At 72.1% G+C, this 11,867-nt stretch carries 7 protein-coding genes; 3 read left to right on the plus strand and 4 right to left on the minus strand.

Translation table 11 applies throughout. From position 1 onward, the window contains the following. The first annotated feature begins 37 nt into the window (after positions 1-37). Entirely contained in the window at positions 38-2,308 is a 2,271-nt protein-coding gene (locus NOD94_RS27780) for a bifunctional glycosyltransferase family 2 protein/CDP-glycerol:glycerophosphate glycerophosphotransferase (protein ID WP_281208863.1), read from the plus strand. Positions 2,309-2,390: 82 nt separating this feature from the next. Here NOD94_RS27780 and NOD94_RS27785 read toward each other — a convergent pair whose 3' ends face one another. Further along, complete coding sequence (locus NOD94_RS27785; RefSeq protein WP_281208864.1) at positions 2,391-3,005, minus strand: TetR/AcrR family transcriptional regulator; 615 nt, start codon at positions 3,003-3,005, stop codon at positions 2,391-2,393. Between the two features lie 162 nt (positions 3,006-3,167). Between NOD94_RS27785 and NOD94_RS27790 the strand changes: the two genes are divergently transcribed. Then, positions 3,168-4,073 carry an ABC transporter permease gene (locus NOD94_RS27790; protein ID WP_281208871.1) on the plus strand — a complete coding sequence of 302 codons (906 nt, stop codon included), beginning with the start codon at positions 3,168-3,170 and terminating at the stop codon, positions 4,071-4,073. Next, a complete protein-coding gene (locus tag NOD94_RS27795) occupies positions 4,066-4,881 on the plus strand; it encodes an ABC transporter ATP-binding protein (protein ID WP_281208865.1) in 816 nt (271 codons plus the stop codon). Before NOD94_RS27790 ends, NOD94_RS27795 begins: the two co-directional genes overlap by 8 nt. A gap of 65 nt (positions 4,882-4,946) precedes the next feature. Here NOD94_RS27795 and NOD94_RS27800 read toward each other — a convergent pair whose 3' ends face one another. The 3 genes from NOD94_RS27800 to NOD94_RS27810 all read right to left on the minus strand — a co-directional run bounded on the left by NOD94_RS27800 (position 4,947) and on the right by NOD94_RS27810 (position 11,450). Further along, positions 4,947-9,914 carry an NAD-glutamate dehydrogenase gene (locus NOD94_RS27800; RefSeq protein WP_281208866.1) on the minus strand — a complete coding sequence of 1,656 codons (4,968 nt, stop codon included), beginning with the start codon at positions 9,912-9,914 and terminating at the stop codon, positions 4,947-4,949. A gap of 370 nt (positions 9,915-10,284) precedes the next feature. After that, complete coding sequence (locus NOD94_RS27805; protein ID WP_281208867.1) at positions 10,285-10,953, minus strand: HAD family hydrolase; 669 nt, start codon at positions 10,951-10,953, stop codon at positions 10,285-10,287. Then, positions 10,950-11,450, minus strand: coding sequence for a hypothetical protein (locus NOD94_RS27810; protein ID WP_281208868.1), 501 nt, complete (start codon positions 11,448-11,450; stop codon positions 10,950-10,952). The genes NOD94_RS27805 and NOD94_RS27810 overlap by 4 nt, the downstream gene beginning before the upstream one ends. Positions 11,451-11,867 lie beyond the last annotated feature (417 nt).

An 11,867-nucleotide genomic window follows, 5' to 3' on the forward strand; every position in this document is an offset into this window, starting at 1 on the left:
CCTGGGCCATATGCCCGCGCCGACCCCTGGATGTGCCGTGCCCCGGTTCAGCGTCATCGTGCCCGCGTACAAGGTTCAGGCGTACCTCCAGGAGAGTCTGGATTCGGTCCTGTCCCAGTCGTACCCGGATCTGGAGCTGATCGCGGTCGACGACGCCTCCCCGGACGCCTGCGGTTCGATCATCGACGAGTACGCGGCCCGTGACCCCCGCGTCACGGCCGTGCACCTGGCGCACAACCTGGGCCTGGGCCCGGCCCGCAACGCGGGCCTGGCCCGGGCCGGCGGCGATTACCTGATCTTCCTCGACGGTGACGACACCCTCGCGCCGGGCGCCCTCCAGGCCGTCACCGACCGGCTCAAGGCCACCGGCTCCCCGGACGTCCTCGTCTACGACTACGCGCGCACCTTCTGGACCGGCGAAGTGGTGCGCGACCGGCTCGCGCACCGGCTGAGCGAGGAGGGGCCGGCCAGCTTCCGGCTCGCGGACCGCCCGGCCCTGCTCGGCATGCTGATGGTGGTGTGGAACAAGGCGTACCGCCGCGAGTACGTGGAGCGCGAGGGCCTCACCTTCCCGCCCGGTTTCTACGAGGACACCCCCTGGACCTATCCGGCGCTGCTGGCCGCCGAGTCCGTGGCCGTCCTCGACCGGGTCTGCGTCCACTACCGCCAGCGCCGCACCGGGTCGATCCTCACCACGTCGAGCCGCCGCCACCTCGACATCCTCGACCAGTACGAGCGGGTCTTCGCCTTCCTCGGCACCCGCCCCGAGCTGGAGCGTTGGCGCCCCGCCGTGCACCGGCGGATGGCCGAGCACTTCTGCGCCCTGTACGCCGACCCGCGCCGCCTCCCGCGCGCCGGGCGCGCCGAGTTCTTCGCCCGGGCCTCGACCCTGCTGCGCCGCCACCGGCCCCCGGTCGGCCCGGCCGGCCGGTCGCCGTCCCCGACCCGTACCGACCGGCTGCGGCACACCCTGATGCGGCTCGGGGTCCGGCGCGCCTACCGGGTGCTGTCGACGGCGCGCCGGGCCGCCCTGGCCGCCGGCGGCGGGGCGCTGGTCCTGGGGCGGGGCCTGCGCGAGACGCTGCTGCGGCTGCACTACCGGATCCAGCGGCTGTTGCCGCTGCGCCCGGAGCTGGCGGTCTTCTCCGCGTACTGGCACGGCGGTTACGCCTGCAACCCGGCGGCGATCGAGGCGAAGCTGCGCGAACTGGCCCCGCGGATGCGGACGGCGTGGATCTGCGAACCGGAGCACGCGGCGACGCTGCCCGCGACGACCACGGCGCTGCGGCCCGGTTCCGCCGCGTACTGGACGGCCCTCGCCCGCGCCACCTACCTGACCACGAACGTCAACTTCGACCGCGCGCTGGTCAAGCGGCCCGGCCAGATCCTGGTGCAGACCCAGCACGGCACCCCGCTCAAGCGGGTCGGCCTGGACCTCCAGGACCGGCCGGCGGCGACCCCGACGACGGACTTCGCGGGGCTGCTGCGCGGCGCCGACCAGTGGGACTACCTGCTCTCCGCGAACCGGCACTCCACCCTCGTCTGGGAGCGGGCCCTGCCGTCCTCGTACACCACGCTGGAGTACGGCTACCCGCGCAACGACGCCTTCCACCGGGCCACCCGCTCCGAGGTCCTCGAACTGCGCGAGCGCCTGGGCATCGCGCCGGGTTCCACCGCGATCCTGTACGCCCCCACGCACCGGGACTACCGGCGCAGCCGCCCCGACCACCTGGACTTCGAGCGGGTGCTGCGCGATCTGGGTCCGCGCTTCACCCTGCTGACCCGCACGCACCTCACGTACGCGGGCACCACCCCGACGTGGGAGCCGCACCCGCGGCTGATCGACGTCTCCGCGCACCCCTCGGTCGAGGAGCTGTGCCTCGCCTCGGACGCGCTCGTCACCGACTACTCGTCCCTGATGTTCGACTACGCGACCCTGGACCGGCCGATCGTGATCCACGCGGACGACTGGGAGGCGTACGAGGCCGCCCGCGGCACCTACTTCGACCTGCGGGCGTGCCCGCCGGGGGCGGTGGCCCGCACCGAGGACGAGCTCGTGGACATCTTCGCGACCGGCCACTGGCAGGGCTCCCGCTCGGCCCAGCTGCGGGCGTCGTTCCGCGCGCGGTTCTGTTCCTACGACGACGGCCACGCGGCCGAGCGCGTCGTGCGCCGGGTCTTCCTGGGGCAGGCCGTCCCGGTCCCGGCGATCGTCCCGCTGGAGGAGCGGCGGCCCGCGCCCGCGGCGCCGGCCCCCGCGCCGGAGCCGTCGCCGGCGCACCTCGGCTCGGGCGGCTTCGGCTTCTGAGCGGGCCCGCGGGCCCGGCCGGGCTCCGCGCTCGCCACCGCGGCCCCTGCCGTCCGGTCCCCCGGGCGGGGCCGCGTACGGGTCAGACGGCCCGCAGGCCGGCGACCACCGAGCGGGCCAGCTCGTCCAGGTAGCCCGCCGACACCTCGTCCCGTACGACCACCTGGCGCCAGTACAGCGGGCCGATCGCCAGGTCCAGGGCCCGGTCGGGGCTCGCCGTCTCCGACAGTTCGCCGCGCGCGACCGCCTCGGCGACGATCCCCTCGGCGAGCCTGCGCTGGCCGTCGAGGATCGCTCCGCGTACCGCGTCCGCGATCTCGGGGTTGCGCGCGGCCTCGACCAGCAGGTCGGGGATGACCGCCGAGGCGACCGGGTGGCGCAGCACGTGTGACATCACCTCCAGCAGGGCCCGTACGTCCCCGTGGAGCGAGCCGGTGGCCGGTACCGGAAGGCCGTCGGCGGCGAAGGCCCCGACGAGGTCCAGGACCAGGTGGAGCTTCGACTTCCAGCGGCGGTAGACCGCGGTCTTGCCGACCCCGGCGCGCCGGGCGATGCCCTCGATCGACATGCGGGCGAAGCCCACGGCGGCCAGTTCCTCGACCACGGCCGCCCGGATCGCCTCGGTGACGTCCTCGCGCAGGACGGCGGCCCCGGCGGGGGCGCGGCGGGCGGGGCTGGCGGCGGGCTCGGAAGTCATGGACCGAGCATAGCCGCGCACGCCGCCACCCACGCGTCACGACGATACGGTTGCGTTCCGACGTCGATCGGCCTAACCTCCACGTAGCGACGATACGGACCCGTTCCGTCGTCGCCCGACGCCACGCCCCCGTCGAAAGCGACTCCCGTGACCGCGACCCCCGTGACCACCGTGACCGCCCCGGCGGAGCACGCCCCACCGCCCACCCCGGCCGAACTCGCCGCGGCCCACGGCCTCACCGTCAGCGGCGCCCGCCCCTCCCTCCCCCGGTACGTCGCCCAGCTCTGGGACCGCCGCCACTTCGTGACGGCGTACGCCACCGCCCGCATGCACGCCACGTACAGCACGGCCAAGCTCGGGCAGGTCTGGCACCTGGTGACCCCGCTGCTCAACGCGGCCGTCTACTACTTCATCTTCGGCATCGTGATGCGGGCCGGGCACGCCGTGCCCGACTACGTGCCGTTCCTGATCACCGGCGTGTTCGTGTGGGACTTCATCGGCAGTTCCATCAACGCCGGGACCCGCGCCGTCCACGGCAACCTCGGTCTGGTGCGCGCCCTGCACTTCCCGCGCGCCAGCCTGCCCCTGTCCTCCGTCGTCCAGCTCTTCCAGCAGCTGCTCGTCACCATGGGCGCGCTGGTCGTGCTGCTCCTGGCCTTCGGCCAGACCCCCGCCTGGTCCTGGCTCCTCGCCGCCCCGACGCTCCTCCTGATGGCGGTCTTCTGCGCCGGCTGCGCCATGGTGATGGCCCGCATCGGCAGCAAGAACCCGGACGTCAGCCAGCTGATGCCGTTCGTCCTGCGGACCTGGATGTACTCCTCGGGCGTCATGTGGTCGATCGACAGCTTCCTGAAGGCCGACGACCTGCCTCACTGGGTGCTGCTGCTGCTCAAGGCCAACCCGGCGGCCGTGTACATCGACCTGATGCGCTTCGCCCTGATCGACAGCTTCGGGACCGGCTCCCTGCCCCACCACGTCTGGCCGATCGCCATCGGCTGGGCCCTGCTCGCCGGTGTCGGCGGGTTCGTCTACTTCTGGAAGGCAGAGGAGGAGTACGGCCGTGGCTGACACCCCGACCCGCACCGCACCCGCGCGCACCGCCCCGCCGGCCCCCGGCGGCCGCGTCCCGACCGTCATCGCCGACGATGTCCACGTCGTCTACAAGGTCCAGGGATCCGGCGCCCGCAAGGGCGGGGCCACCGCCGCCCTCAGCCGGATCTTCTCCCGCGGCCCGACCCCCGGCGTCCGCGAGGTGCACGCCGTCAAGGGCGTCAGCTTCACCGCGTACAAGGGCGAGGCCATCGGCCTCATCGGCTCCAACGGCTCGGGCAAGTCCACCCTCCTGAAGGCCATCGCCGGACTCCAGCCGGTGGCCTCGGGCACCGTGTACTCACACGGACAGCCCTCGCTCCTCGGCGTGAACGCCGCCCTGATGAACGACCTGACCGGCGAACGCAACGTGGTCCTGGGCGGCCTCGCGATGGGCATGTCCCGGGAGCAGGTGCGCGAGCGCTACCAGGACATCGTCGACTTCTCCGGCATCAACGAGAAGGGCGACTTCATCTCGCTGCCCATGCGCACCTACTCCTCCGGCATGGGCGCCCGGCTGCGCTTCTCCATCGCCGCCGCCAAGGACCACGACGTCCTGATGATCGACGAGGCCCTCGCCACCGGGGACGCCGCCTTCCAGCGCCGCAGCCAGGCCCGCATCGAGGAACTCCGCGAGCGCGCCGGCACCGTCTTCCTCGTCAGCCACGGCATCGGCACGGTCCGCGAGACCTGCGACCGGGCGATCTGGCTGGAATCGGGCGTGCTGCGCATGGACGGCCCGTCCGCCGAGGTCTGCGACGCCTACGAGGCGTTCACCCGCGGCTAGGCAACGGGGAAGGCCCCGGTTCCCGGACGTCGTCCGGGAACCGGGGCCTTCGCCCGCTCGGGGTGTCAGCTGTGCGCGCGCAGCAGGCTGCGCATCGTCCGCATCGCCACCGACAGGTTCGCCAGGTCGAAGTCGTCCGACCCCTGGATCTCCTCCAGCGTGGAACGGGCCCGCCCGATGATCGCGGCGTTCTTGTCCTCCCACGCCTTGAAGCGCTCCTCGGGGGTCGAGGAGCCGTTGCCCACCGCGAGGACGTCGGCGGTCAGCGCGGCGTGCGCGGCGAACAGGTCCTCGCGGATGGAGGCCCGTGCCATCGACTGCCAGCGGTCGGCCCGCGGCAGTTCGATGATCCGGTCCATCAGCTGGGTGATGTCCAGCCGGTCGGCGAGGTCGTAGTAGACCTCGGCGACGTCCAGCGGGTCCACGCCCGTGCGGTCCGCGATGGCGACGATGTCCAGCGTCGGGAAGGCCGAGGAGAACCCGGCGACCTTGGCCGCGAGCTCCTCCGGCACGCCCTCACCGGTCAGTTCGTCCATGATCGACCGGTACCAGTCCAGGTCGGCGCCGCGCACCAGCTTCGGCAGCTCGGCCCAGACCTCGGAGACCCGGTGGCCGAAGGCCTCGATGGTCTCGGTGATCTGGAGCGGCTGCGGCCGGTTGTTCAGCAGCCAGCGCGTACCGCGCTCGACCAGGCGCCGCGAGTGCAGCCGCACCCGGGTCTGGACACTGGCGTCGACCTTGTTGTCCAAGGCCTCGACGGCGTCCCACACGTCGGCCAGGCCGAAGATCTCGCGGGCCGCGAGCTGCGCCCGGACGATCTCCTCCAGCGAGGCGCCCGTCTCCTCGCGCAGACGGTGCAGGAAGGTCGAACCACCGGTGTTGACGGTGTCGTTGACCAGGAGGGTCGTGATGATCTCCCGGCGCAGGGCGTGGCCCTCGATCTGCTCGGGGAACTTCGCCCGCAGCGCGCCCGGGAAGTAGGCGTGCAGCAGCCGGCGCAGGTACGGGTCGTCCGGCAGCCCGGTGGCGATGAGCTCGTCCGCCACCGTGATCTTGGTGTAGGCGAACAGGACGGCCAACTCCGGCTGGGTCAGGCCCTTGCCGTTGCCCAGGAGCTCGCGGATCTGCCGGTCGGTGGGCAGGAACTCCAGCCCCCGGTTGAGCAGTCCGTCGCGCTCCAGGCGGCGCATGAACCGCTGCTGGGCGTGCAGCAGGCTCGGGGCCTGCGAGGCGCCGTTGGCCAGCGCCACGTTCTGCGCGTAGTTGTTGCGCAGCACCAGGTGGCCGACCTCGTCGGTCATCTCGGCGAGGAGCGCGTTGCGCTGCTTGACGGTGAGGTCGCCGTCGGCGACGACCGCGTTGAGCAGGATCTTGATGTTCACCTCGTGGTCGGAGGTGTCCACGCCCGCGCTGTTGTCGATGGCGTCGGTGTTGACCTTGCCGCCCTCGCCACCGGCTCCGGTGCGGGCGAACTCGATCCGGCCGAGCTGGGTCAGACCCAGGTTGCCGCCCTCGCCGATGACCTTGGCCCGGACGTCGGAGCCGTTGACGCGGATGGCGTCGTTGGCCTTGTCGCCGACGTCGGCGTGCGTTTCGGCCGTCGACTTGACGTAGGTGCCGATGCCGCCGTTCCACAGCAGGTCCACCGGGGACTGCAGGATGGTCTGCATGAGCTCGGCCGGGGTCATCTTGGTGACGCCCGCCTCGATGCCGAGGGCCTCGCGGACCTGCGCGTTGATCGGGATGGCCTTCGCGCTGCGCGGGTGGATGCCGCCGCCCGCCGAGAGCAGCGCGGTGTCGTAGTCGGCCCACGAGGAACGCGGCAGGTCGAACAGGCGCCGGCGCTCGGCGTAGGAGGTGGCCGCGTCCGGGTTCGGGTCGATGAAGATGTGCCGGTGGTCGAACGCCGCGACGAGGCGGATGTGCTCGGAGAGCAGCATGCCGTTGCCGAAGACGTCGCCGGACATGTCGCCGACGCCGACGACGGTGAAGTCCTCGGTCTGGGTGTCGTGACCGAGCTCGCGGAAGTGCCGCTTGACGGACTCCCAGGCGCCGCGGGCGGTGATGCCCATGCCCTTGTGGTCGTAGCCGGCCGAGCCGCCGGAGGCGAAGGCGTCGCCCAGCCAGAAGCCGTAGGCCTCGGCGACCCCGTTGGCGATGTCGGAGAAGGTGGCGGTGCCCTTGTCGGCGGCGACGACGAGGTAGGTGTCGTCCTCGTCGTGGCGGACCACGCCGGTCGGGGGCACGACCTCGCCCGAGACCATGTTGTCGGTGATGTCGAGCAGCGCCGAGATGAAGATCTTGTACGAGGCGATGCCCTCGGCGAGCCAGGCGTCGCGGTCCACCGACGGGTCGGGCAGGTTCTTCGCGACGAAGCCGCCCTTGGCGCCGACCGGGACGATGACGGTGTTCTTCACCATCTGCGCCTTGACCAGGCCGAGGATCTCCGTACGGAAGTCCTCGCGGCGGTCGGACCAGCGCAGCCCGCCCCGGGCGACCTTGCCGAAGCGCAGGTGGACGCCCTCGACGCGCGGGGAGTACACCCAGATCTCGAAGGCCGGGCGGGGGGCCGGCAGGTCCGGGATGGCCTGCGGGTCGAACTTCACCGACACGTAGGAGTGCTGCTCGCCGGTGCTGGTCAGCTGGAAGAAGTTCGTGCGCAGCGTCGCCTTGATGAGGGTGAGGAAGGCGCGCAGGATGCGGTCCTCGTCGAGCGAGGCGACCTGGTCCAGGGCCCCGTCGAGTTCCTCCAGCATGGCGTCGACGAGTTCGCTGCCTGCGGCCTGGCGGACCGGCGACATCCGCGCCTCGAAGAGCGAGACCAGCAGCCGGGTGGTGTGGACGTTGTTGCGGAGGGTGTCCTCCATGTAGTCCTGGCTGAAGGTGGAGCCAGCCTGGCGCAGGTACTTGGCGTACGCGCGCAGCACCACGGCCTGCCGCCAGGTGAGCCCGGCGCCGAGGACGAGGGTGTTGAAGTTGTCGTTCTCCGCGTCGCCCTTCCAGACCGCCGCGAAGGCGTCCTGGAAGCGTTCGCGGGCGTCGTCACCGAGGTAGGAGTCGTCGTTGCCGGTCGACAACGGCATGCGCAGGCCGAAGTCGTAGATCCAGGCGCTGACCCGGTCGGTGCGGCGCAGCTCGTACGGCCGCTCGTCGGTGACCTCGACGCCGAGGCGCTGGAGGACGGGCAGGACGGCGGACAGGGAGACCTGCTCGCCGGTCCGGTAGATCTTGAAGCGGCGCTCGCCGGGACCCGCGCCGACGGGCTCGTACAGCGAGAGCGCGAACTCGCGGTCGCTGGCGGAGAGCCGTTCCAGGTGGCACAGGTCGGCCACGGCCGCGCGCGGCGAGTGGTCGGCCTTGTAGCCCTCGGGGAAGGAGGTCCCGTACTTGCGCAGCAGCTCGGCGGCGCGCTCCTCGCCCAGCTCCGCGACGAGGGCCTCGCCGAAGCCGTCGGCCCAGGACCGGGCGGCCTCGACGAGCCGGGCCTCGATGCGCTCGACGTCGCCGTCGGTGAGGACGGGCAGTTCCTTGCCCTGCGGGACGCGGACGACGAAGTGGATGCGGGAGAGGATCGACTCGGTGTTCCAGGCGGTGAAGTCGACGCTGATGCCGTCGAGCTCCTCCTTCAGAATGTCGATCAGGCGCAGCCGCACGCCGGTGGTGTACCGGTCGCGCGGCAGGTAGACCAGCGCGGAGTAGTAGCGGCCGTACTCGTCCTGGCGCAGGTACAGCCGCAGTCGGCGGCGTTCCTGGAGGTACAGGACGGAGGTGGCGATGGACCGGAGCTGGTCGACGGGGGTCTGGAACAGCTCGTCGCGCGGGTAGGTCTCCAGGATCTGGAGCAGGTCGCGGCCGTCGTGGCTGCTCGGCGCGAAGCCCGCGCCGTCCAGCACCTCGGTGACCTTGCGGCGGATCACCGGGACGCGGCGCACCGACTCGGTGTACGCGGCCGAGGAGAACAGGCCGAGGAAGCGGCGCTCGCCGACGACGTTGCCGTCGGCGTCGAACTTCTTGACGCCGACGTAGTCGAGGTACGAGGGGCGGTGCACGGTGGAGCGGCTGTTGGCCTTGGTCAGCACCAGCAGGCGGTGCTCGCGGGCCTTGGCGCGGGCGTCGGCGGGCAGCCGGTTGAAGGACGGCGAGACGGGGTGGCCGTCATCCTTGCCGCTGTGGTGCGGGTCGGAGCGCAGGATGCCGAGTCCGGTGCCGGGGACGGCCGAGAGGGCGTCGCCGTCGACCAGGTTGTACTCGCGGTAGCCGAGGAAGGTGAAGTGGTCGTCGGCGAGCCAGCGCAGCAGCTCGCGGGCCTCTTCGAGCTCGTACTCGCGCAGGTCCGGGGCGGTCGGCTCGGCGGGCAGCTCGTCGGCGATGCGCAGCGCGGCGTCGCGCATCTTCTCCCAGTCCTCGACGGACTCGCGGACGTCGGACAGGACGCGCAGCAGGTCGACGGTGATCTGCTTGAGGTCGGCCTTGTCGGTCTCGCGGTCGATCTCGACGTGGATCCAGGACTCCACGAGGGAGTCGTGGGGGCGCGCGGTGCGGGGACCGTGGGCGTCGCAGTCGGGGCCGAGGATCTCGATGAGCTTGCCGGTGACGTCACGGCGCACGACGACCTGCGGGTGGATCACGACGTGGATGCCGCGGCCCTGGCGGGACAGCTCGTTGGTGACGGAGTCGACCAGGAACGGCATGTCGTCGGTGACGACCTCCACGACGGAGTGGCTGGAGGTCCAGCCGTTCTCCTCGACGGTGGGGGTGTGCACGCGCACGTTCGCGGTGCCCTGCGGGCGCTTCTCGGCCAGCCGGTAGTGCGAGAGCGCTGCCCCGAACACGTCGACCGGGTCCCGGTCCAACAGGTCCTCGGGTGCGGTGTGCAGGTAGTAGCGCTGGAGGTAGGAAAGCGTGGTTCCCCGGTCGGGGCGCTTCCCTTGCTCGGACCCAGTCGGAAGTAGCCCCCCGGCCGGGCTGTTCTCAGCTACCCGTGCCGCCCGCGCGAGCAGCTCGGCCTTTGCTTCGTCCAGCTTGGTCTGCATGTCCTCTGGCTCCTGTCGCGCGCCATTGCGTGACGTAGGTGGTGAAGGAAGGAATGACAAGGCGCCGCCACGAGGCGGGATGTCCGTCAGGGATCGTTGCCGACGCTATGTCGTCGAATGGGCCGACCGGGAGGGATTCGGCCAAGATCGGCTCGGTGTCCCGGCAGCGGAGACCAGCGAAGGCCCGGGCACGGTCGTGCGCCGGGCGCGGGCCGGGGGCTTCAGTGCCCCCGATGACTATCGCGCTGATCACGGGTACCAGGCTATCCCGATCCACCCCCGGCACGTCATGAGCTGTATGTGTACAAATCCGGGGGTGGAACTTTGACACTCTGGACAGCGACCCGGAGGCCCTGTTCGTGCCGGGTGGCTATCCGGCCTGTTCGCGAGCTGCGGCGACGGCTTCGGCCAGGGTGTCCACGACGAGCACTCCGGCCGATTCCAGACTTGCGCGGCTGTGCGAACCGCCGGTGTAGAGCACCGCGCGGGCGCCCACGTGGGCCGCGGCGAGCGCGTCGTCCACGGCGTCCCCGATGAGGACCGTACGGGCGGCACTCACTCCGGCCGCCTCCATGGCCGCCAAATGGCGTACGAGATGTCCCGCCTTGGTCGTGTGCGAGGGCCCTGTGCGCCCGTCGACGCGGAGGAAGTGCCGGTCGATGCCGTGCGTCCGGACGAGGGGCACCAGCTTCTCGTGGGGCGCCAGGGACAGCAGGGACTGGGTCAGTCCGTCTTCCTGCCAACCCCGCAGCAGCTCCAGCGCGCCCTCGGCCAGCCCGGCGCCGTCGGCGGCCGCCCAGTAGTGCCGGTGGAAGGCCTCGTCCATGACGAGCCACTCGGCGTCGGTGGGCAGCCTTCCCATGAGGCGCTCGTAGAACTTCGGGACGGGGACGACGTACAGGTCGCGGTACCGCTCCAGGGTGATCGGGGCGAAGCCCAACTCGGCGAAGGAGGCGTTGGTCGCGGCTATGACGGCGTCGATGTCGTGCAGCAGCGTGCCGTTCCAGTCCCACACGATGTGGGGGTTCGTCCCGGTCACTTCAGCAGCCCCGGGATCTCCTGGACGCCGAACCACAGCAGCTCGTGGTCCTCAGCGGCGTCCACGACGGAGCGGGCGGCGCCGTCCCCGCCCTCGGCGGCCTCCACGGCCGCCGCGGCGGCCGTGACGTCCTCGTCGGCGTCGTCGGCGTCCAGGTGGACGGCGGCGGCCACGGCGAGGCGTACGGGGGCGGCCAGGACCACCCGACCGAGGGCGGCCTCGTCGGTCCCGGGGTCGGCGGTGGCGGCCTTGTCGTCGACGTCGAGGGCGACGACGACACGCCTGCGGGGTGCGCCCGCGTCGGCGGAGAGCAGCCGCAGCGAGGCGACGGCGGCCCGGTTCAGGGCCGCGTACTCCAGTTCCTCGATGTCGTCGGACACGTACCACTCCCGCAGCTCCGGGGTCACGGCGTAGGCGCGGAGCGGGGCGGGCCCCAGCTCGCCCGCCTTGTGCGCCTCGGCGAGACCGGGGAGTGTCAGGGGGACGTACACGCGCATGGCCGGCTGCTTTCGGTAGTCGGGAACGCCCTCAGGATACGACCGCCCGCCCGGTTCCCGACGGTGCGTCCGCCGGAGTGACGGGCCCGTACCCTTTCGGGCCCGCCCGACCGCCCCCGGGCGCGTCCACCGGCGTCCCCCCGGGCGGGCCCGGGTGCGCGGCGGCGGGGCCGCGGCCACCCGGATAAGTGAACCGGGCCCGCCGCCCGCCCGGCGCCGCCCGCCGGTTGCGGAGCGTGTTCGGCGGCCGTAGAAATCCCCCACCGAGTTACCGCCCGGTACGACCGCCGGGCCCGGCCCGCACGGGGGAGACGCCATGGACACCACCACGCGCAGCACGGCCGGCGGCGAGGGGAGCCGCAGCAGGCCCGCCTCCGGCCCGCCCTCCGGCCGGACCCGCCCCGCCGGGCGGCGCGA

It is taken from the genome of Streptomyces sp. Isolate_45 (genome assembly GCF_024721315.2).
Taxonomy (GTDB): domain Bacteria; phylum Actinomycetota; class Actinomycetes; order Streptomycetales; family Streptomycetaceae; genus Streptomyces.